The 22682-nt window shown below is 69.1% G+C and carries 14 protein-coding genes and 1 pseudogene; 11 read left to right on the forward strand and 4 right to left on the reverse strand.

The annotated features are described in order from the left end of the window. Positions 1-180: 180 nt before the first annotated feature. Both ACIBTM_RS30980 and ACIBTM_RS30985 read left to right on the forward strand, forming a co-directional pair. The gene (locus ACIBTM_RS30980) at positions 181-1329 is read left to right on the forward strand and encodes an epoxide hydrolase family protein (protein WP_395880692.1); all 1149 of its coding nucleotides are present in this window, start codon (positions 181-183) and stop codon (positions 1327-1329) included. A 69-nt stretch (positions 1330-1398) separates the two neighbouring features. Then, positions 1399-2196, forward strand: a complete 798-nt coding sequence (locus tag ACIBTM_RS30985) for an alpha/beta fold hydrolase (RefSeq protein WP_395880693.1) — start codon at positions 1399-1401, stop codon at positions 2194-2196. On the opposite strand, the gene ACIBTM_RS30990 is transcribed toward ACIBTM_RS30985, so the two are convergent. Next, entirely contained in the window at positions 2177-3088 is a 912-nt protein-coding gene (locus tag ACIBTM_RS30990; RefSeq protein ID WP_395880694.1) for a LysR family transcriptional regulator, read from the reverse strand. The two genes, ACIBTM_RS30985 and ACIBTM_RS30990, sit on opposite strands and share 20 nt — an antisense overlap. A gap of 224 nt (positions 3089-3312) precedes the next feature. On the opposite strand from ACIBTM_RS30990, the pseudogene ACIBTM_RS30995 reads away from it, so the two are divergent. Further along, positions 3313-4206, forward strand: a pseudogene (locus tag ACIBTM_RS30995) (MFS transporter); the annotation flags it as partial. A gap of 20 nt (positions 4207-4226) precedes the next feature. Here ACIBTM_RS30995 and ACIBTM_RS31000 read toward each other — a convergent pair. Next, positions 4227-7034 carry a BTAD domain-containing putative transcriptional regulator gene (locus ACIBTM_RS31000; RefSeq protein WP_395880695.1) on the reverse strand — a complete coding sequence of 936 codons (2808 nt, stop codon included), beginning with the start codon at positions 7032-7034 and terminating at the stop codon, positions 4227-4229. 124 nt (positions 7035-7158) lie between these two features. Between ACIBTM_RS31000 and ACIBTM_RS31005 the strand changes: the two genes are divergently transcribed. Next, on the forward strand, positions 7159-7647 hold the full coding sequence (locus ACIBTM_RS31005) for a hypothetical protein (RefSeq protein ID WP_240593093.1): 489 nt from the start codon (positions 7159-7161) through the stop codon (positions 7645-7647). Between the two features lie 83 nt (positions 7648-7730). Here ACIBTM_RS31005 and ACIBTM_RS31010 read toward each other — a convergent pair whose 3' ends face one another. Next, positions 7731-8543, reverse strand: coding sequence for an SAM-dependent methyltransferase (locus tag ACIBTM_RS31010; protein ID WP_395880697.1), 813 nt, complete (start codon positions 8541-8543; stop codon positions 7731-7733). Positions 8544-8714: 171 nt separating this feature from the next. Here ACIBTM_RS31010 and ACIBTM_RS31015 point away from each other — a divergent pair, with 171 nt between their 5' ends. From ACIBTM_RS31015 to ACIBTM_RS31035, 5 genes are all read left to right on the forward strand, one after another. Then, positions 8715-10058, forward strand: coding sequence for a cytochrome P450 (locus ACIBTM_RS31015; protein ID WP_395880698.1), 1344 nt, complete (start codon positions 8715-8717; stop codon positions 10056-10058). A gap of 76 nt (positions 10059-10134) precedes the next feature. Beyond that, positions 10135-11184, forward strand: a complete 1050-nt coding sequence (locus ACIBTM_RS31020) for an alpha/beta hydrolase (RefSeq protein ID WP_395880699.1) — start codon at positions 10135-10137, stop codon at positions 11182-11184. A gap of 105 nt (positions 11185-11289) precedes the next feature. Beyond that, positions 11290-13404 (forward strand): EAL domain-containing protein, encoded by a 2115-nt coding sequence (locus tag ACIBTM_RS31025; RefSeq protein ID WP_395880700.1) that lies wholly within the window; start codon positions 11290-11292, stop codon positions 13402-13404. Between the two features lie 225 nt (positions 13405-13629). Then, entirely contained in the window at positions 13630-15213 is a 1584-nt protein-coding gene (locus ACIBTM_RS31030; protein WP_395880987.1) for a substrate-binding and VWA domain-containing protein, read from the forward strand. Positions 15214-15221: 8 nt separating this feature from the next. Continuing rightward, positions 15222-16967 carry a hypothetical protein gene (locus ACIBTM_RS31035; protein ID WP_395880701.1) on the forward strand — a complete coding sequence of 582 codons (1746 nt, stop codon included), beginning with the start codon at positions 15222-15224 and terminating at the stop codon, positions 16965-16967. On the opposite strand, the gene ACIBTM_RS31040 is transcribed toward ACIBTM_RS31035, so the two are convergent. Then, a complete protein-coding gene (locus tag ACIBTM_RS31040) occupies positions 16961-17665 on the reverse strand; it encodes a class I SAM-dependent methyltransferase (protein WP_395880702.1) in 705 nt (234 codons plus the stop codon). The two genes, ACIBTM_RS31035 and ACIBTM_RS31040, sit on opposite strands and share 7 nt — an antisense overlap. Positions 17666-17705: 40 nt before the next feature. Here ACIBTM_RS31040 and ACIBTM_RS31045 point away from each other — a divergent pair, with 40 nt between their 5' ends. Both ACIBTM_RS31045 and ACIBTM_RS31050 read left to right on the forward strand, forming a co-directional pair. Beyond that, entirely contained in the window at positions 17706-21623 is a 3918-nt protein-coding gene (locus ACIBTM_RS31045) for an alpha-(1->3)-arabinofuranosyltransferase (protein ID WP_395880703.1), read from the forward strand. A 149-nt stretch (positions 21624-21772) separates the two neighbouring features. Further along, complete coding sequence (locus tag ACIBTM_RS31050; RefSeq protein WP_395880704.1) at positions 21773-22678, forward strand: hypothetical protein; 906 nt, start codon at positions 21773-21775, stop codon at positions 22676-22678. Positions 22679-22682: the final 4 nt, after the last annotated feature.

The following is a 22682-nucleotide window of genomic DNA, read 5'->3' on the forward strand; positions in this document are numbered from 1 at the left end:
CATGGGCGGCGTTTAGTCGACTGAATGCGGGCTGTCGGGCGTGCACCGGGGGCGTCGCGAAAGCCACTTTCGGGACATCAGACGTCGCGAAAGTGGCTTTCGCGACACGCCTTCACGGCCGAACGAGCCCGCCGGTCATTTAGGTCAGGATCTGGCCTGAATGGCCCCTACGGTCACCTCATGACCGACATCGAGCAGTCCCGCATCGACATCCCGCAGTCCGATCTGGACGACCTGACCGACCGCCTGGCCCGCACCCGCTGGCCGTCGGCGCTGCCCGGTGCCGAGTGGAGCCGGGGCGTCCCGGTCGCGTACCTCAAGGATCTGGCCGAATACTGGCGAGACGGCTACGACTGGCGCGCGTGGGAGAAGCAGCTCAACGAATTCCCGCAGTACCTCACCGAGATCGACGGCCAGCGCGTGCACTTCCTGCACGTCCGCTCGCCGGAACCGGACGCGATCCCGCTGATCATGACGCACAGCTGGCCCAACTCGATCGCCGAGTTCCTGAACGTCCTCGGCCCGCTCACCGACCCGCGGGCCCACGGTCTCGACCCCTCGCGCGCCTTCCACGTCGTCGCGCCGTCCTTGCCGGGCTTCGGTTTCTCGCCGTTCCCGGAGCCGGCCGACGAACGCCCATGGGACATCGCGCGGGTGGCGCGGACCTGGGCGGAACTGATGAGCCGCCTCGGTTACGAACGCTATGGCGCGCATGGGAACGACGCCGGCGCGCTGGTGACGCCCTGCCTCGCGGTGCACGCGTCCGAGCAGGTCATCGGCTCGCACATCACGTCCGGACTCGGGGTGCCGACCGGAGATCCGGCCGAGTTCGAGGGGCTCACCCAGCAGGACCAGGCCGATCTCGCGGGTCTGCTGGAGCGTTTCGCGGGCGGCAGCGGATACGCGCCGTACCTGGCGAACAGGCCGCAGACGCTGAGTTTCGGCTTCCTCGATTCGCCGGTCGCGCAGCTGGCGTACCTGGTGGAACGGTTCAAGGAGTTCGACGGCTGGCCCGGCGGCGCGGCGCCCGCCGAGCCGATCGACCGCGACCTGTTCCTCACCAACGCGACGCTGTACTGGCTGACCGGGACCGGCGGTACCGCGCTGTGGCCGTACTACGAGGGGCAGGCCGCGATGCCGATGGACCAGACAGTGGTGCCGACCGGCGTCTCCCACGGCGGGCCGTCCGCGTTGCGCACGATCGCCTCGCGCAAGAACGACGTCGTGCGCTGGGCGGATCACGAGAGCCCGAGCCATATGGTCGCGATGGCCGTGCCGGACGACGTGGTGGCCGAACTCCGCGAATTCTTCGGAAATCTCCGGAAGTGATGTCGAGCGGTGGTCATCGGCTCCGACTCAGGGTCGAAGCTAGAGTGAAGCGACCCTGCGGAGGACCTGATGACCACCTCGTTCGAGACCGTGACTTCGGCCGACGGCACCCCGATCGCCTTCGAGCGCACCGGGGAGGGCACGCCGGTGATCCTGGCCGGCGGCGCGTTCAACGACCGGACGACCGTCGCCGGGCTGGCCGCGATCCTGGCGCCGAAGCACACCGTGATCGCCTACGACCGGCGCGGCCGGGGTGACAGCGGAGCCGGGGCGGTCTACTCGGTGGAGCGAGAGGTCGAGGATCTCGCCGCGCTGATCGAGCACGTGGGTGGCTCGGCGGCGGTGTTCGGGCACTCGTCGGGTGCGGTGCTGGGACTGGAGGCGGCCGCCAGAGGCGTCGCCATGACCAGCCTCGCCGTGTACGAGCCGCCGTACGTCGTCGACGACAGCCGGGAGAGGCCCGCGGCCGACCTCTTCGACCGCGTCCGCGCCTTGATCGCCGACGGCGACCGTGACGGCGCGGCGGAACTGTTCCTGGTCGAGGGGACGGCGACACCGGAAGAGGTCGTCAAGGGGATGCGGGACGACCCGTTCTGGGCGTGGTTCACCGGGCTCGCCCACACGCTGCCCTACGACCTCGCGCTCTGCGGCCCCGGAAACGTGCTGCCCGCGGACAGGCTGGCCAAGATCTCGGTGCCCACGCTGGTCATCGACGGCGGGGAGAGCGACGCCTGGATGCGGGCGGGCACCCGCGCGGTCGCCGGCACGATCCCCGGCGCGCGGTACGCCACCGTCGAAGGGCAGGACCACGGCGTCCTCCACCAGCCGGACACCTTGCGCGAACTGCTCACCGGGTTTTTCGGCTGACAGGTCCGGCCTGTTCGAGCAGTTCGGCCAGCGCGGTCAGCGGAGGGCTGACGTGGCCGGTCCGCCAGACGAGACCGAGCTGGCTGGACGCTTCCAAGCCGCGGACCGGGACGTAGCGCAGATCGGTGCGGGTGTGCTGTTCCGTCAACGGACGGCACACCAGCATCGCGTGCATCCCGGACGCCGCCAGCGCCATTCCCTGCTGGACGGTCGTGATCCCCGCGGTCGAGGGAATCGGCGTTCCCGACGGGGTGGCGGGCGGCGTGCGCGCGGCCTTCCAGTAGCCGGGGCCGTCACCGGCACGGTGAAGCAGGTCGAGTTTCGCGAGATCTTCCCAATCGATCGACTCGCGCTCCGCGATGGGGTGATCGGCGCCGACCATCACGTACTGGTCTTGTGGCGGGAACCGGAAGCCGACCGTGAGCCCGGGTTCGTGGACCGGGAGTTCGGCGATGACGGCGTCGATCTCGCCGTCGAGTACGGCGCTGAACGGTGAGCCGAGCGGGACGTCATGGGTGTGCACGGCCACGCCGTGCCGATCGCGCAGCGCGCGAAAGGTCGAAGTGACCTCCTCGTAGACCATGCCGGTGAACCCGACCCGCAGTTCTTCGAGGGCACCGCGCATCGCCCGCTCACGCGCGCGCTCGAAGGTGCGGAGCAGCGAGCGATAGGCGGGCCGGATCTCTTTGACGAACTGCGCGCCGACGCGGGTGAGTCCGACCTTGCGGCTGGTGCGCTCGACCAGCCGCGCGCCGACCCGTGTCTCCAGGGTGGCGATGAGCTGGCTGACTCGCGATTGCGAGTAGCCGAGCCGTTCGGCCGTATGCCCGAAATGCAGTTCCTCCGCCAGCGTGAGCAGGCATTCGATCTGCTGCAGATGCGCCTGATGCATTCTCGGACGATACCCCCGGATCGATGAGCTTTCCTCATCGATCGATGAGGAAGGCGTCGTTGTTCCGGGTGTCGCGCGGTGATGGGCTGGACGGCATGAGTTCCTCTGTCTCTTACCCGGATCCGGTCCTTCGGGAGCGGACTTCCCTGCCGCGATGGGCCGCCGTCGGCGTGCTGACGCTGAGCACGTTCCTGGTGGTGACCTCCGAGATGCTGCCGGTCGGGATGCTCACCCCGATGGCGGACGGTCTCGGTGTCTCTGCGGGGGCGACCGGTCTCAGCCTGACCGTCACCGGTCTGGTTTCGGCGGTCACCGCTCCTGTGGTGCCGCGGCTGCTCGGGAATCTCGATCGTCGCCGGGTGCTGGCCGCGGCCGTGGCGGTGCTGGCCGTCGGCAACGGGCTGACCGCGATCGCCGTCGATTTCGGGCTGCTCATGGTCGCGCGGATCGTTCTCGGTATCGGTATGGGCGCCGTCTGGGGGATGGCTTCGGCCGTGGCCGTCAGGCTGGTCGCGTCTCGCGACCGCGCATTGGCGGTTTCGTTCACCGTCGGGGGTGTCGCCGCCGCTTCGGTGCTCGGAGTGCCGCTGGGCACGTTCGTCGGGAACGCTTTCGGCTGGCGAGCGGCCTTCTGGTCGCTCGCGGTGTGCGGCTTGCTGCTCGTTCCCGCGCTGCTGCTGGCCTTGCCCCTGTTGCGCCGTCCTGTGGTCGTCGAAGAGACCGGCGCCGGACGCCGCCGCTCGTTGTTCCGTCCCGCCGTGGTCACCGGCCTCGCCGTGGTGGTGCTGCTGGTGACCGCGCACTTCGCCGCGTACACCTACGTGCGCCCGGTCCTCGAAGAACTGTCCCGGATGCCGGCGGGCGCGATCGCGTCGCTGTTGCTCGTCTACGGCGTCTTCGGGCTGATCGGCAACTTCGTGGCCGGAGCCGCCGCCGGGCGCAGGCCCCGGGCGACGGTGTTGCTACTGGCGGCCGGTATCGCCGTCGCACTCGGGCTTCTGGCGCTTTTCGGCGCTTCCGCGCTCATCGCCGGGGTCGCGATCGCACTGTGGGGGTTGGCCTACGGTGGATTGTCGGTCGGCGCGCAACTGTGGATGACCGCCCTCGCGCCGGATCGCGTCGAGCACGTCACCGGTCTCTACGTCGGCGTGTTCACCGGTTCTATCGCCCTCGGTGCTTTCGTCGGCGGCCTGGTCGTCGAGGGGGCGGGTGTCGTGCTGCTGCTGTGGAGTGCGGCGGCGCTCGCCATGGTCTCCCTGCTGGTGGGTTCGGCGGGCAGGCCCATCGCGGCGTAGTGGTCCCGCGCGGCCCGGGCCTGCCCCAGCCCGGCCAGCGCGCGGGCTTCCTGCAGCCGGTAGCCGATCCGCTTCGCCGTTTCGAGCGCGAGCCGATGCCCTTTGCGGCCCGTCGCCGTCTCGCCGAGCGCGAGGCAGGCGGTGCCCAGGCTGTTGGCCGCCATCGCCAGCAGCAGTGGATGGTTGAGCCGCGTGAGGATCGCGCACGCGCGTTCGGCCTGCTCGCGCGCGTCGCCCGGCCGGTGGGCGAGCAACAGGGCGTCGGAGAGGTCGATCCGGCTCCACGCCTCGCCGAACAGGTAGTCGAGATCCCGCGAGGCGGTGATCGACCGTTCGATGACCTCGAAGGCCTCGTCGAACCGGCCGAGCCGGGACAGGACGAGGCCGAGCTGGGCCGAACTCAGGATCGCGCCACGGTCGTCCTCGCGCAGCTCCACCGCCCGCCGGGCGGAGACCAGCGCGTCGTCCAGCCTGCCGAGGACCTCCTGCGCGTTGCTCAGATTGGTCCACAGGGTGGCGGCGCCGGTCCCGTCCACGACGGCCAGGCCGTCCCGATAGAACCGGATCGCCTCGGGGTAGCGGCCGAGCATGCCGTGCAGCGCGCCCGCCCTGGACAGCGCGATCGCCTCGGCCGCGCGGTCGCCTGACGCGCGGACGACGTCCAGGCGTTCGAGAGCACAGGCCATTCCCTCGGTGAGCCGCCCGTTCTCCCAGAACGCCAGGGTGAGGCTCGCCAGGCTCAGCTGGATCGCTCGCGGGTCGCCGATCCGGCGGGCGGCGGTGATCCCCGCCCGTGCCACGGCGAGCAGTTCGTCGAGGTGCCCGCTCTCCCGGAGGTGTTCCGCGGTGTCCGCGGCGATCCGCCAGGCGTGCTCGTCGAGACCGGCGTCGAGCGCGTGCCGGGTCACCGCGACCAGGTTCGCCCGTTCCGTCCGGTACCAGCCGGGGTCGCCGCCCTCGCGGTAGTGATCGAGGAGCCGATGCACGGCCGGGCCGGATTCCTCGTCGCGTGCCGCGTTGCGGGCGTGTTCGGCGATCAGGTCGTGGAACGCGTAGCGGCCCAGCGCCGGCTGCCTGAGCAGGTGGGCGTCGAGCAGATCCTCCAGCAGGCGTTCGGCCTCGCGCTCCCCGGTGCCGGCCAGCGCGGCCGCCGCGGGCACGCCGATGTCGGCACCGGGATTGCGCCCCAGCAAACGGAACATACGCTGCTGCGCGGCATCGAGTTCCCGATAGGACAGTGCGAAGGCCGCGGCCACGTCGCGTCCGGCGACCTTCAGCTCCGCCAGCCGGTCGTGTTCGGAGCCCAGCCGCTCGGCCAGGGTTTGGACGGTCCACTGTGGACGATTCTGCAGCCGGGCAGCCGCGATGCGGATCGCCAGCGGCAGGTTCCCGCACAACGCCGCCACGCCCGTGTCCGGCCGCCCAGACGCCGCCGCGAACAGGGCGCCCGCCTCTTCGTCCGGCAGTACTTCGAGACTGATCGACGCGGCACCGTCGACCGCGGCCAGGCGGCGCCTCCCGGTGACCAGGAGGGCGACCGTCGCCGAACCCGGCACCAGCGGCCGCAGTTGTTCCGCGCTCGCGGCGTTGTCGAGCACCACGAGCAGCGACCGGCCCGCCGTTCTGGTCCGCCACAGTTCGGCCCGCCGGTCCACACCGCCGGGAAGCCGCGAAGCCGGAACGTCCAACTGTCCGAGCAGGGCTTCGAGCGCGGCCTCGGGCGGAAGCGGTTCGCGGGCGGGGGAGTGGCCGTGCAGATCCACGAACAGCTGCCCGTCGGGGAAATCGGCGGCGAGCCGATGTGCGGCGTGGACGGCGAGCGAGGTCTTGCCGACACCGGCCATACCGTCGACGACGACCGGACGGCCGAGCCGGACGGCGTCGGCCAGGCGGCCGATCTCGGCCTCGCGACCGGTGAAATCCGGGACGTCGTAGGGGAGGAAGCAGCGGGTCTTGCCGTATTCGGGCTCGTCGCGCAGGATCCGCTCGTAGAGTTCACGCAGCTTCGGCCCCGGGTCGATCCCGAGTTCCTCCACCAGCCTCGTTCGCGTCTGCCGGTAGACGTTCAGCGCGTCGGCCTGCCTGCCCTGCTGGTGCAGCGCGCGCATGAGCAAACCGGCGAACGGCTCCCGAAGCGGGTGTTCCGCGATCAGCGCCGTCAGCTCCGCGACGGAGTCTTCCCCGGCGGAGATCTCTTCGTCGAGGCAACGTTCCACAACGGACAGACGGCGCTCGTCGAGTTCCTCGGCTTCGCCTCGCAGTGCGGAACTGTCCACACCGGACAGAGCCGGTCCGCTCCAGCAAGCGAGCGCTTCGCGGAACTCGCCACGTGAGACGTGCTCCTCGAACGAGCGCAGGTCGAAGGAGCCTGGGCGAAGGACGAAGCCCGGCCCTTCGGCGGTCAAGACGTCATCGGCGGCGCCCTCGGCGACGAGCGTGCGCTTCAGCGCGGTGGTGAGATTGCGGATCTGGCGCGTGGCCGTGGCGGGCGGATCCTCGTCCCAGACGACGTCCACCAGCCGCGAGACCGAGACGACCCGATCGGCGCCGAGCAGCAGCGCGGCGAGGATCCGCTCCTGCCGAGGGCCCGCCAGTTTCACCGGCCGTGCCCCGTTCCGGCACTGCACCGGCCCCAAGATCCGGAACTCCATCGCACCCCCTCACGCGAGGTTAACCGGCCGCACGGCGGTGCCGGTGCGGAAGTGATGCAGCTGTGATGCGCCGCCCGGCGAACCTGCTGGTGGACGGAATACGGGACGTGATGAGGAGAATCCCATGCGCAAGCGGTATTACGCGGCGTTGGCCGGGCTGATCGTGGCAGCCGCGGGAATCGGCGTGCCCGCCGCGGCGGCGGCGAGCGACCAGCGGGCCGAGTCGGAGCGGCAGGCCTGTCAGCGTGCGTTCGACCGCGCGGTCTGGGAGGACATGGACAGCTTCAACAAACGCGACGAGGCCCGCTACCGGGCGATCATCCACCAGAACATGGTGACCGTGGGCCGCCGGGGACAGCTGTTCATCGGCTACGACGCGAACGTCGACCCGGTGGTCAACGAGCAGTTCAAGGTCCCTTACGAGTACAGCATGCCGTGGACCGTGACCCACACCGTCGTCGAGGGCTGCAAGATGGGCTTCGCGATCCTCGACGCGTACTACAAGGTGCCGTCGCAGAACATCAACCGGCACTACACGATCAGCCTGACGCTGGTACGCGAGCACGGCAAGTGGCAGGTCATCAAGGACACCGTGACCGACGTGCTGCCCTGATCCGGGGGGCGAGGGGGGAACGTCATGAAAGGGTCGTTCAGGACGAAATATGTCCTGAACGACCCTTTCATGACATCCGGGCCTCAGGGTTTCCGGCCCACCCCGGCGTACGGCAGCGAGTTGATCTCCGGGTCCTCCGACATGTCACCGGCGCCCTGAGGGTTCCACATCGCGCAGCCGACGACGCCGGGCTCGATGACGTCGAACCCCTCGAAGAACGAAAGGACCTGCTCGTGGGTCCGGGGGATGGGGTCGTTCTGGGTGCTCTTGTACGCCTCGATGGCCTCGTCGAGGCCGCTGGAGTTCGCGTCGGCGGCGACGTGCGAGACGGCCAGGAAACTGCCAGGGGCGATCCGCTCCCGGTAGCGGGCCAGGATGGCGTGCGGCTCCCACGAATCCGGCACGAAATGCAGCAGCAGCAACATGAACAGGCCGATCGGCCGGTCGAGGTCCAGCAGCTCCCTGGTTTCGGGCGCGTCGAGGATGCCGTTGACGTCGCGGAGATCCGCCTGGATCGCCGCGCACCGGTCGTTGCCGCGCAGCAGCAGTTTGGCGTGTGCCACGGCGACCGATTCGCGGTCGACGTAGACCACCCGGCAGGACGGGTCGATTCGCTGGACGATCTCGTGGAGGTTGCCGACGGTCGGGATACCGGAGCCGATGTCGAGGAACTGCCGCACCCCCGCCTCCACCATGTGCAGCGCGGCACGCCGCAGGAAGGCACGGTTCAGCCGGGCCGCGTCGCGGATGCCCGGCATGATCTTCAGGATCTGCTCGCCCAGCTCACGGTCGGCCTGGAAGTTGTGGTCGCCGTTGAGCCAGTAGTCGTAGACCCGGGCGGGATTCGGCACGTTCGTGTCGACCTCGGGGGGTACCCAGCTCAGGTTCGAAGTCACCGTCGTCGCCGCCGTTCGGTTGGAATCCGTTGGGGCACAGGAGTCTAGCGGCCTCGCGGGACCTGGCTGCCATCGTCCGATCGTGTGGATGTGCGGCGGCGGAAGCCGCTCCGCGGTCTCGTGGTCCTAAGGTTGCCGGGTTCAGCGTCCAGGTACCGGGAGACGAGCACGATGGCAGCACCTCCGGACGTAGCCGTCGCACCGGGCCGGTGGCCGGTGCTGGGCCATACCGTGCCGATGCTCCGTGACCCGCTGAAACTGTTGTCCTCACTGCGCTCGTACGGCGATATCGTGCGGCTCGACTTCGGCCCGATGCCGGTCTATCTGGTCACGACTCCGGAGCTGGCGTGGCGGCTGCTCGCCGCCGACGCGGGGAAGTTCGACAAAGGCATCGTGTTCGACAAGATGCGGCCCTTGTTCGGCGACGGGCTCGCGACTTCCAACGGCGCCTTCAACCAGCGGCAACGACGGATGATGCTGCCGGCGTTCCAGCGAAGCCGGATCGCGCTCTACGCCGAGACGACGATGACGAAACTCGCTGTCGAACTTGCCGACACCTGGAAACCAGGCGAGGTGGTCGAATTCGACCGGCGTATGCAAGACCTCACGCTGACCATCTCCGGCCGCACGCTGTTCTCCACCGAACTCGGCGACGACGCGCTCGTCGAGATCCAGCGGTCGATCCCGATCATGTTGAAGTACGTCATGGTCCGGGCGTTCTCGCCGAAGTTCGTGGAACGCCTGCCGATCCCGGCGAATCGCGAGTTCGACGCGGCGGCCGCGCGGCTGCGCCGGGTCATCGGCGACGCCGTCCTCGAAGCCCGCGAGAAGGGCGGTGATCAGGGCGATCTGCTGTCGATGTTGTTGCTGGCCAAGGACGACGAGACCGGCGAGAAGATGACCGACCGGCAGGTGGAGGACGAGGTCATCACGATCCTCACCACCGGCGCCGAAACCACGGCCGTCGCGCTCGCGTGGTTCTTCCACGAGATCGGGGCGAGGCCGGATATCGAGCGCCGCTTCCACGCCGAGGTCGACGAAGTGCTGGCGGGCGGGCCCGCGCGGTTCGAGCACCTGCCACGGCTGGTCTATACGCAACGGATCATCAACGAGGTCGTCCGCCGGACCCCGCCGGTGATCCTGATGCGGCGGGCACGGGAGGACGTCGAACTCGGCGGGGTGCGCGTTCCCGCCGGTACCGAGGTCGCGGTCAGCCAGCACACGTTGCATCGCGATCCACGCTGGTTCCCCGATCCCGAACGGTTCGACCCGGATCGCTGGGAGCCCGAACGCGCCGCCGAAGTGCCGAAGGGAGCCTTCATCCCGTTCGGTGCGGGTGCCCGGCTGTGCCCCGGTCATCAGTTCGCTCCCACGGAGATCGCGTTGGTGGCGGCGACGATCGGTGCCCGATGGCGGCTGGAACCGGTACCAGGGGTGAAGGTGTTCCCCAAGATCAAAGCGACGATGCAGCCGAACCGGTTGCCGATGATCGTGCGGCCGCGAGCGCGAGGCTGACGGTGAGCGTTCGATCACCAGGTGTAGGGTTCGTGCTCCTTCCGAGCGTCCCGATTCCGGAGAGGGTTCTGTGAGAATGCCGCTCAAACTGGCCACGGCGGTGGCCGCCTGCTGCGTGCTCCTCGGTGGCTTCCTGGTCGTGGCCCCGGCCGAGGCCGTCGACGTCCGCTGCTCCGATCTGGATCTGCCGGTCACCGGCCCGCTCGGCGAACCGGCCACGGTGCACGGCCGGTTCTGCCTGCCCGAGGGCCCGGCGCCCAAGGCGGTCCAGCTGCTCGTGCACGGCGGCACCTACAACAGTGCCTACTGGGACCTGCCCTACGACCCGGATCGCTATTCCTACCAACGGGACATGGCCAAACACGGCTACGCGACCTTCGCCGCGGACCAGCTCGGTTCGGGCGGGAGCAGCAAACCGGCCAGCCTGCCGCTCCTGCTGCCGGCGCTGGCGCGGTCGATGCACGAGGTGATCGGTCATCTGCGCGCGGGGCGGGTCGGCGGCACGCCGTTCGAGAAGATCGTGATCGTCGGGCATTCGGTCGGTTCGGGCATCGTCGCGGCCGAGGCCTCGACGTATCAGGACGTCGACGGCGTGATCCTCACCGGGATGACGCATCTGCCGTCGGTTCCCGCACTGACGTTCGGGGTGCTCTTCGGCCTGCAGCCCGCCTTCACCGATGGGCGACTCGGTTCGCTGGGCAGTGATCCGCTCTATTTCACGACGAAACCGGGAGCGCGTGCCGGACTGTTCTACGCGATGGAAAATGCCGACCCCCAGGTCGTCGAAGCGGACGAGGCGACCAAAGATCAGGTTTCGGTCCCGGGAATGGGGACGGTCGCCGTGTTCGGCATCGTGCTGCCCGCGACGAAAGAGATCCGGGTGCCGGTTCTCCAGGCGATCGGGTCGAAGGACATCCTGTTCTGCGGGCTTTTCGCGCTTCGGGACTGTTCGAGCGCGGAGTCGTTGCAGCCGGCGGAAGCGCCGTTCTACCGGCCCGAGGCCGAGCTTTCCACGTATGTTCTGTCCGGTGCCGGACATTCGCTGGCGTTACATCGCAACGCGTCCCAGTACCGGGACGCCACACGCGATTGGCTGAGGGAAAAGGTCGGTGTTGCAGTACCGTAGGGTGACCACCCGATTGGGTGACCCTTAAACCGTGAGTACGGCTTCAGAATCGTGGAGGATGTTCCTCCACCACGGAATACGAAAGCGACCCCAGGACCGGCGGACGTGACTGCCCCACTTCCGGACGGCGACGAGTTCCCCGTATCGCCGGACGCCCCGAAGAGAACTTCATCCTCCGCAGCGCCGAAGCGGAAGAACGCCGCGCCGACCCGCGCCACACTGGCCCGCAAATGGGCTTACCTGGTCAGCGGTACGGCGTATCTTCCGTATACCCACGCCCAGATCGAAGAGCATTTCGCCGCTCTGCTGGACGAGATCTTCGAGGCGGTGCTGAGTGAGGACGCCGATCCCGCGCAGGCCGCCGAAGCCGGCGCGCGGCTCGTCGCGCTCAGGTGCGTCGGCCCGGACAGCCTGCGTCGCACGATGGACGTACTCGGCAAGGGACTCTTGCACGAACCGGAGTTGCGGAGCGTGAAGTCGCTCCCTGAACGGGTGTTGCAGGTGCTCGGCGCGCTCGCGTCCGGTTACGGCGAGGCGTTGCGCGAGAGCATCCAGACGCAGCAAGAGGATCTGAGCCGCACGTTGGTCACGCTCGAACGCGAGACGCGGCGTGAGCTGGTGCTGACACAGGCGCGTTTCGAGCAGCTGTTCACCGGCTCGGCGACCGGCGTGGCCGTCACCAGGGTCGACGGCCGCGTCCAGCGGGTGAACCCGGCGTTCGCCGAAATGCTGAACCGGCCCGTCGCGGACCTGATCGGGCTCAACCTCTACGACCTGGTGCATCCGGACGACGCCGACGGCCTGCGCGAGGGCTACCGGAAACTGCTCGAAGGCGACAGCCAGCGGCTCGAGCTGTCGCGAAGACTCGTGACCGAGGACGAGGAGCCGACGTGGGCCGGCTTCACCGGCGCCGTCATCCGCGACCCGGCGGGCGAAGCCCAGCAGTTGATCACCCTGGTCGACGGCGACACGGACGTTTCGTTGCTGCAGCGGCAGCTGAGCCGTCAAGCCTTGCATGATCCGCTGACCGGCCTGCCGAACCGGCAATGCTTCGGCACCCGCCTGGAGAAGGCGTTACGGCATGCCGACCCGTCCTTCGGCATCACGGTCTATCACCTCGACCTGGACGGTTTCTCCCTGATCGCGGGCGGGCTCGGCCAGAAGCAGAGCGACGACCTGTTGAAGAACGTCGCCGCGAAGCTGCGGACCGTCGTCGGCGGCGAGGACGCGCTCGTCGCCAGGATCGGTGGCGACGAATTCGGCATCCTCATCCAGAACACCGCGACCAGCCCGGACGTCGCCACCGTCATCGGCATGATCAACCAGGAGCTGTCCGAGCCGGTCTACCTCGAAAGCGGCAGCGGCGTCGCGGTTTCGGCCTGTGTCGGCGTCGTGCACCGGCCGCCGAGGGATATCGTGCCGAACGAACTGCTTCGTGTCTCGGACATGACGTTGCGCCGGGCGCAGGCCAACGGATACCGGCAGTGGGCGCTGTCCGATTCCGCGCTCGACACCAGGGAACGGCACGAGTTCGGCCTCGCCGTCTCCATGGCGGGAGCCTGGGAGACCGGTGAGATCGAGGTCGGCTTCCGGCCGCTGACGTGGCTCGCGGACAGCAGGCCGGCGGGCATCGAGGCGAGACTCGCGTGGAACCATCCGCGTCACGGCCGGATCGGTCACGACACTTGCGTCCGCTTCGCCGACGAGACCGGTCTGATCGCGCCGCTCGGCGAATGGCTCATCCGCATCGCTTGCGAGGAATCGGACGACCGGCTCCCGATGGTCGTGGGACTGACCCCGCATCAGGCCGCCGATCCCGACCTCGTCGGGTCCGTGCGGAACATCCTGACCTCGACCGGGCTCGGGCCGTCACGGCTGAGGCTGGGCTTTCCCACCGACGCCGTGCTCGCGGATCGCGGCGAGACGGTCGACAACCTGCATCTCCTCGCCGAGATCGGGGTGGACGCGGAGCTGCAGGGCTTCGGCGGGAGCGGTGACGTCGTCTGCCTGGCGGACGTGCCCGTGCGGACGGTCCGGATCGCTCCCCGGCTGGCGGAGCGGCGGACGGAACCACTGGCGGAACGTGCGCTGCGGAACCTCATCGACACCGCGACCCTGGCGGGCGCGACGGTGATCGCGGACGGCATCGACTCGACCGGCGACGCCGGCTGGTGGCAGTCCGCCGGTGCCCACATCGGCGCCGGAAGGTATTTCGGCTAGCCCGGATGCTCATCACGCGTGATCAGATGGACGGCACATGTGTCTGGAGGGACGTCACGCGTGCCGTCCGTCCAAGCACGCGTGGCGTCCGTCTGATCACGCGTGCCGTCCACTTAGGTTAGGCCGTTTGCCGCAGTGGAAGGCGCTAAGTTACCCGAGGGTTGACGTTCGCGGGCGGATTGGGCAACATCCCAGGTCCTCACCCCGCACCTCGGAGGCATGCACATGCAGGTAGGCCCGAGGCGTGGCGGGCGTTTCAACGCGCCCGTGGTCGTCTTGAGCCTGTTGCTGGTGATCGCGCTCGGCGCCTGGTGGGGCGTGGACTATCTGCGGGCCCGGTTGGCGGGCAACGGTTGTGATGCGCTGACGCCGGTCGAGATCACCGCGGCGCCCGACGTGGCGCCGGTGCTCACGCGGCTCGCGAAGACCGTGCAGCAGGAAGAATGCTTCAGCGTCAACGTGACCGCGAGCGAGTCGGCCAAAACCGCCGACCTGCTCGGGACCACCGCCTCCGGTGGGCCCGACGTCTGGATCCCCGAGTCGAGCACGATGTTGTCGCAGGCCAGGGACGCCGGCGCGTGGAACCTGCCGGAATCCGGTCAGTCGGTGGCGAATTCCCCGGTGGTACTGGGACTTCCCGACGAAACAGCGCGGAGGTTCGGCTGGCCAGGGAAAACTCCCTCGTGGCAGGAGATCCTCGACGGCGCACCGATCGGGATCCCGGATCCGGCGCGCGATCCGCTCGGCGTCGGCACCTTGCTCGCCCTGCGGAAGCTGACCGAGAAGGAACCCGACCCGGCCGCGGCCTTCACCGCCGCCATGCGAAAGCTGAACCCGACGCCCGGCCAGTTCCCCGACGCCTTCCCCGCGACCGAACAGTCCGTCCTCGCGCGGAACCTCGTGGCGGCCTATCCCGGCGTCCCGGTGCAGGGGTTCGACTACCCGTATGTCGTGCTGCCCAAGGCGTCCGAGGCGTCGAGGGCCGCGGCGGAACGCTTTCTGCGGCTGCTGCTCGAACCGCTCGCCGGCGGCATCTTCGCCGACGCGGGATTCCGGGCGCCCAGCGGCCAGTTCGCCGTTCCGCGGGCGCGGGACAGCCGGACCGATCCGGCACCGCGGCCGCCGGGGGCCCCGCCGGTGACGGAGCTGTACGCCGTACTGCAGGCCTGGGCGGGGACGAACCTGAGCGCCCGGGTCCAGGTGCTGCTCGACGTCTCCGGTTCGATGGCCGCCGCCGTGCCCGGCACGGGGAAGAGCCGGATGGAACTCACCCTGCAGGCCGCGACGCAGGGGCTCGGCCTGTTCAAACCCACGACAGAACTGGGTTTGTGGCTGTTCTCGACCAAATTGGACGGTGACAAGGACCATCGTGTCCTGCTGCCGATGAAGACGATCGCCGAGCAGACGGCCTCGGGCGGTGTCGCGCAACTCCAAGCAGTGCGGCCGAAAGCCGGCGGTGCGACCGGGCTTTACGATTCGATCCTCGCCGCGTATCAGAACGCCAGGCAGAATTGGAAACCCGGCCGGATCAACCTGGTCGTCGTCCTCACCGACGGGCGCAACGAGGACAGCGAGACGATCGGGCTGCCCCGGTTGCTGGAGGAACTGGGGAAACTCCAGGATCCGCGGAAACCGTTGCCGGTCATCGGGATCGGCATCGGGCCGGATATCGACGCGTCCGAGCTGCGGCAGGTTTCCACCGCCACCGGCGGGGAATCGTTCACCACCCCCGATCCGAGGAAGATCTCGGACGTCTTCTACCAGGCGCTGAGCAAGATCATGTGCCAGCCGCCGACCTGCAAGAATTGAGGCGACCCGTGCCACTCCGGGGGAAAAGACCTTCGCCGGTCACGCTCGCCGCGTTCGCCGCCGGCGTGATCCCGTTCGTCCTGCACACGTGGGCCGCGTTGCGCGGCAGCCTCGCACAGGACGACTTCGTCATCACCTATCTCGCCGCGAAGTCGGGCCCGTTCGACTTCGGTTACTTTTTCCAGGACTACCACGGACATCTCGCGCCCGGCGGATTTCTGCTCGCCGATGTGCTGACCGCGTGGGCGCCACTGAACTTCGCCGTGCTGATGGCGCCGGTCCTGCTGATGCAGGCGGCGGCGTCGGTGCTGCTGTGGGCGGTACTGGTGCGCTGTTTCGGGCGCCGGTGGGGGATTCTCGTCCCGTTCACGATGTTCACGACGTCGACCTTGCTGCTCGTCCCGACGCTGTGGTGGGCGTACGCCATCCAGATCGCGCCCGTGCTGCTGGCGGCCACAGCAGCCCTGCACGCACACGTGCGGTATCTCGCCGACGGCGGTCGCTGGGCGATCGCCACCGTGGCCTGGACCGTCTTCGGGCTCGCCTTCTACGAGAAGGCGGTGTTCATCCCGGTGCTGATCGCCGGGATCACCGTGCTGCTCGGGGTTTCCCTGCGCCGCCACCTCGTGCTGATGGGTGCCCTCGCCATCGTCCTCGCGGGCTACGCCGCCGTTTTCCTGGCGTTGACCACGAGTCAGGTCGGGCAAGGCGGCGGTCCGGTCACCGTCGGCACGGTCGCGGACATGACGGGCCGGATGCTCGGCGACACCCTGATCCCCGGGATGGTGGGCGGGCCCTGGACGGGGCCGGGCCCCGGCGCGACGTTCGCCGCTTCCCCGGTGGTGGTGCGGATCGCACTGCTGCTCGTGGCCGTCGCGGTGCTGGCCTACGGGATCCGTATCGGCGGGCTCCGGGCCAGGAAGGCGTGGATCCTGCTGGGCCTGGTGTTCGCGGCGGACATCGGGCTTTCGGCGGCCACCAGGCTCACCGAGGTCGGCCCGGAACTGGGCAGCGATCCCCGCTACGTCGCCGACCTGGCGCTCGTCGTGGCGCTGTGTCTCGCTTTCGCCTTCCTGGAGCCCAAACCGCTCGACCGGTCTTCGGATCCCGTGCCGTCCTCGGCGAAACGCCCGTTCGCCCTGGCGTTGTGCCTCGCCTTGATCGCGAGTTCCGCCGTGGGCTTCTCCCGGCTGGCGCCCGGACTACGATTCGAACATTCCCGGGAGTTCCTCGCCAACGCGCGCGCTTCGATCGAACGGGATCCGGACCTCGTCCTGTTCGACACGGCCGTGCCGAACGACATCCTGCACGGCTGGTTCGGCGAGAACGCCCGCGCTTCACGGGTGGTCGGCCTCATCCCGGGTTTCCAGTTCGACCGGCCGACGAGCCGGATATCCCTTTTGGACGATTCGGGCACCGCGCGGACGATCACCGGCGTGGAACCGGTTTCCCGCGGCCTGCCCGGCCCGGTGACGGGCTGCGGGTACGCCGTCGGCGAGCAACTGGTCCGGGTTCCGTTGGACACGCCCGTTCTCGGCCGATACCTGCTCCGGATCGACTACTTCACCTCGGACGGCGGCGAAGGGTTCGTGGACCGCGACGGGACACGTGTGCCGGTGTGGTTCCAGCCCGGACTGCACACGATGTACCTGCCGATCGAGGGCCTGTTCGACAAGATCGGCTTTCAGTTGTCCGCCAAGGGGGCTCCCGTCTGTGTCGCCAAGGTCGAAGTCGGCAGGCCGCTCACTCAGTAGGGGTCGTACGGGCTGTCGTGGCCGAAGATCTTCGCGACGGGGGCCAGACGCAGCCGCAGCAGGATCTTGATCCCGACGTTGCGCACGAACCACGGCAACTGGGCGAGCACGCGCAACCTGTCCTTCGCCGACGGCGGGGCGAGCCGGAACCGGGCCAGCGACGTCGCGCGGTCGAGATAGGTGTAACGCCGTCCGAAGAGGACTTTCGCGATCGTGCCCAGTGTGACACCGATGGAGGAAAAGCAGTCGTGGACCAGGATTTCCCCACCGTCGGCCAGGTTCGCCGACCAGCGCAGGTCGTCGGTGTAGGTCCAGTAGTCGTGCTTGCCGTCGATGTAGAGCAACTGGATCGGGCGGTCCCAGCGTGGGCGGAGCTTCGTGCTGTACTCCGCCACGAGCTCGACGACGTCTTCGACGCCCGCTTTTCTCAGGTTCGCCTCGAACCGTTGGCGTGTCGGCGATCCGCCGAACAGCCGTCCGTCGACGAACGGGTCGACGGCCACCACCCTCGCCCCGACCGTGCGGGCGGCGCTCGCGAGCACGATCGTCGAACGGCCCTGGTGGCTGCCGATCTCCACGATGAGATCGCCCTTGTCCAGCCGGCACGCGGCGTTCCACAAGGCGAGGCCTTGATCCCGCGTCATCCAGCCCTTGACGGGTTCGGCGAGCGACCACGCTTCTTCGAAACCGTCTGTCATAGGGCGCATAGTAGCCACGTTTCCGCCTAGTATCTACCGGATGGTAACCCCCGGCGCGCTGGTGAAGAGGCCGAGCACTTGGATCGTGCTGGCACTCACCGTGCTGTCCTTTGTGCAGCGTCCCGGCAGGACGACCTTCGACACGAAACTCGATCTCGCCGTGGACCCGCTGGCCTTCCTCGGCAGGGCGCTGCACCTGTGGAATCCCCAGGCGACGGCGGGGGAGCTGCAGAACCAGGCGTACGGCTACCTGTTCCCGATGGGGCCGTTCTTCGCGGCCTGCCAAGCCGTCGGCGTACCGGTGTGGATCGCGCAGCGGCTGTGGTGCGCGATCCTGCTTTCGGTCGCGTTCGGCGGCGCCTTGCTCGTGGCCCGCGCGCTGAAAATAGGGAACGAACGGACTCGGCTGATCGGAGCAGTCGGTTACGCCCTCGCGCCGAGAATGGTCACCGAAATCGGTTCGCTGTCCTCGGAAATGCTGCCCGCCGTCCTGCTGCCGTGGGTCCTGCTGCCGTTGATCCTCGCCGATCGCATCGGCTCGCCGCGCCGAGCCGCGGGGCTGTCCGCGCTCGCCGTGCTGTGCATGGGCGGGATCAACGGCGCGATGGTCGTGATGGCGCTCGTGCTTCCGGGATTGTGGTTGCTGACCCGGAAATGGCGGAGCACGCATGTCGCGCTGGTCATCTGGTGGTTCGTCTTCGTCGTCGGCGTGGTGCTGTGGTGGTTCCTGCCGCTGGTGCTGCTCGGCCAGTACAGCCTGCCGTTCCTCGACTACATCGAATCCGCGACGAACACCACGGCGCCGATGTCGTTGTTCGAGGTGCTGCGCGGCACGAACCAGTGGGTCGCCTACGTCGTGCAGGGCACGCCGTGGTGGCCTTCGGGCTGGGCGCTGATCGACAATCCGGTGCTGATGGCGGCGACCGGGCTGGTGGCCGCGGTCGGGCTGCTCGGTCTCGCGCGGCGTGGGCTGCCCGAACGGCGGTTCCTGGTGCTCGGCGTGCTGGCCGGATTGACGCTGCTGACCGTCGGCTATGTCGGGACTCTCGACAGCCCGCTGGCGGAACCCGTCCGGCATCTGCTCGACGGCCCGCTCGCGCCGCTGCGGAACGTGCACAAGTTCGAACCGGTGCTGCGGCTGCCGTTGATGCTGGCGTTCGTGTACGGCATCACGAGCGCCGCGCCCGCGCTGCGCCGGAATCTGCGGCCCGCGCTGGGCGCCCTGCTGGTCGTGGCGATGGCCGCGCCGGTGTGGCTGCTGACGTTGCGGCCGGGGCCGGGCTGGGACGAGGTACCGGGATATTGGTACGACGCGATGGGATACGTCGCCAAGACCGACGCGACGGCGCGCACGCTGCTGCTGCCCGCGACCGGCTTCGGCGAGTACGACTGGGGCCGCACGGTGGACGAACCGGCGCAGGCCATCGCGGACAGCCCGTGGGCGGTGCGCAACCAGGTCCCGTTGGGCTCGGAGGGCAACACCCGCCTGATGGACTCGATCGACGCGGCCTTGGCCGACGGCAGAGGGGATCCAGGGCTCGCGGCGCTGCTCGCGCGGTCGGGCTACCGGTTCCTGATGCTGCGCGGCGACGTCGACCGCGCCAAGGTCGGCGCGCCCGACTTCACGACGTTGCGCGCCGGGCTGGCGGGATCGCCGGGGATCGAGAAGTCGGCCCAGTTCGGGCCGCTGGAGGTCTTCGAGGTGAAACGCCCGGTACCGCTCGTCACCGCGACGTCCACGAAGGACGTCCCGACGGTGAGCGGTGGCCCGGAGAATCTGTTGCCGCTGATGAACTCCGGGCAGCTCGACCCGGGGACGCCGACGGTGCTGACCGGGGACGGCGGTTCGCCGACGGGGCCGAGGCTGGTCACCGACGGGCTGCGCCGCGCCGAACGCAACGTCGGCGGGGTGCGGGACAACCTGAGCCAGACGCTGACCGCCGGGGAATCGCCGCGCCAGCAACGAGCCGCACTGGATGTCCTGCCGTTTCCGGGTGAGCAGCACCAGACCGTGGCCGCGTACCGGGGGATCCGCTCGGTCACCGCGTCGACGGCGGCGTCGTTCGCGGACGCCTTCGGCGGTTCGGATCCGAGCCATCAGCCGTTCGCCGCGCTGGACGGGGATCCGCGTACCGCCTGGCATTCGTCGAGCTTCACCGGACCGATCGGGGAATGGCTCGAAGTCGAACTCGACACCCCGCGGCTGGTGAACTCGGTCGATCTCGCGATGGTCGACGACATCCGCGTCGGCTGGCCGCCGACCAGGATCAGGATCACCACGGACAACGGTTCCGTCGATCACCAGGTCGTCCGCGGTGCGGGGGCGCACACCTATCCGGTGCCGGCGGGGGTGACGCGCAAGGTGCGGATCACGTTGCTGTCGCTCGTGGTCGGCAGGCAGGACGGGAACGTCGGGATCTCGGAGCTGAAGATCCCCGGCGTCGAACCGCAACGCGCGCTGGAAGTCCCCGCCGATCTCGGCGCGGGCACGGCTCCGGGGTTCGCGTTCACCCGCGGGCCGCAGCCTAGGTACGCGTGCGTGCCCGACCGCTGTGACGCCAACGCGGGTCGTGACGGTGAGGAACCGGACGGGATCCGGCGGCTGTTCTCGACGACGTCGCAAAGCGCTTACGAGTTCGGCGGCACCGTGCTGCCCGCGGGCGGCGGGCGGGTCCCGGTGACGCTGCCTGGCGTGCAGGTGTCGGCGACCTCCCAGCTGGGCGGGGATCCGTCCGCGAGCGCGTTCGCCGCGGTGGACGGGAATCCCGCGACCGCCTGGCAACCCGACATCACCGACCTGCGGCCGACGATGACCCTGGACTGGGCGAAACCGCAGACGATCTCCGGAATCCGCGTCGCCGCCGACCCGCGTGCGCCCGCGCGGTTGGAACTGACCACACCGACGTCGAGCCGGTCTGTCGAACTCGACGCGTCCGGTGCGGCGACGTTCCCGCCCATGGAGACCGCGCAGCTGAAGATCGCGTTCGCCGGCCTCGACGACGACCAGCGAACCCGGAACTCGCTCGGAATCGGGAGTCTTTCCCTGACCGGTGCGGAACTTCCCGCCCCGGCCACGGAATTCACCCTGCCCTGCGGATCGGGTCCGAACGTCCGCCTGGATGGCTTCGACTACGACACCTCCGTGCGCGGCACGCTCGCCGACTTCACCGCGCACCGGCCGCTGACGTTGTCCGCGTGCCCCGACTCGGCAGGCGGCGTGGACCTGGCGGCGGGCGGGCACGAACTGCGGACCGACCGGTCGGAGTCGTTCGTGGTGCAAGACCTCTGGCTCAAACCTGTCGGGCAGGCTGTTTCGCCCGCCACGCATCGCGCCGTCACCGTGGACTCGTGGGACGCGACGTCCCGATCGGTCACCGTGGCCGGTGGTGACGAGTCCATTTTGGCCGTTCCGGAGAACGCGAACGCCGGCTGGACCGCCTCGCTGAACGGGACTCCGCTGGTGAAGACGCGCGTCGACGGCTGGCAGCAGGCGTGGATCCTGCCCGCGGGCTCCGGCGGTGTCGTGCGGCTGGAGTTCACGCCGGACTGGAAGTACCGGTCCGGCCTGCTGATCGGGGCGGTCGCGATCCTGCTGGTACTGATCGGGGCGCTGTGGCCGGTCCGACGGCGACGCGTCTCCGTCGAGGCGGGTTCCGGCGCCGTCGTCCCGGTGGTGCTCATCGGACTGCTGGCGGTGCTGGGCGGAATGCTGCCGATCGTGCTGCTGATCGCCGTCCTGCTCGCCCGCCAGTTCAGCGAACGCGCGCCGCGATACCTCGCTTTCGGCGGGATGGTCGTGGGAACGCTCGTCGCGGTGGTGGGGCGGCTGCTGGGGCACGGTCAGGAATGGGCTTATGGTCCGGTGACCCAGGCTTCGCTGCTGCTGGCGGCGGCGGCGATGGTGGCGACGTGTGTGCCTTGGTTCGCTGGACGCGAGCCCGAAGGTGACAGCACGTGAGGGGTGTGTGGAAATAGGGACGTTGAATGTCCCTATTTCCACACACCCCCGCTTCACCGGACCGGTCACGACGTGAATCCGCGGTTTCTGTCGGTGGCCGGGTTCAAGCTGATCAAGTGCGAAGAGGGGAGTGGGCACAGCACCCACTGATGACGAACGGCCCGACCGTGGCCGCGGTCAAGCGACTCGAAGAACTCGGCGTGCCCAGAAGGACCATCTGGCGCAGGTGCGAGCCCGGCGGGGTCTGGCGGATGCTGCTGCCCGGAGTCGTGCTGCTCGGAAACGGCGAGCCGACCGAGGAACAGCGGATCGAGGCGGGCCTGCTCCTGGCGCGTGACGGTTCGGTGCTCACCGGAGTGCCCGCGCTCAGGCGGTACGGGCTGAGGAAACTTCCGGATTTCGACGACGTGCATGTCCTCGTACCCGCCGGGCGAGCGATCGCCAGTACCGGGTTCGTCCATATCGAACGGACGCGGCGCCTGCCTACGCCGCTGAGCAGAGCCGGTGTCCCCACCGCTCCCGTGCCGCGAGCGGTGATCGACGCGGCGCGCCGAACTTCCGATACGGACTCGATCGTGGCGATGATGGCCGAAGCGGTGCAAGAACGTCGTTGCCTGCCGCAGGCGCTCGCCGTCGAGATCGACGAGCGGTCTCGATTCGACGGGAGACTGCTACGGGCGCTGGCGCCGATCCTGGGCGGCGCGCATTCGGTCGCCGAGGCCGACGCGTGGAGCCTGTGGAGGCGATCGGGATTGCCGGAGTTCCAGTGGAATGTGAAGGTCTTCGACGCGACAGGCCGGTTCGTCGCGAAGCCGGACGGTTGGTGCGATGAGGTCGGGTTCGCCTGGGAGGTCGATTCCCGTGGCCATCACGCCAAGGGTGACCACTTCCGTGCGACTCTCGCGCGGAACGCGCGCTACGCCGCGGCCGGGATCGTCGTTCTCCAGACGTTGCCGTCCCGTCTCCGATCCGAGCCCGACGCGGTTTTGCATGAACTCAGAGCCGCGTTTCGCAGTGCCCAGCGTCGTCCGCGACCCGACGTGCACCTCGGGTGAGTCC

This window comes from Amycolatopsis sp. NPDC049868 (genome assembly GCF_044461365.1).
Lineage (GTDB): Bacteria > Actinomycetota > Actinomycetes > Mycobacteriales > Pseudonocardiaceae > Amycolatopsis.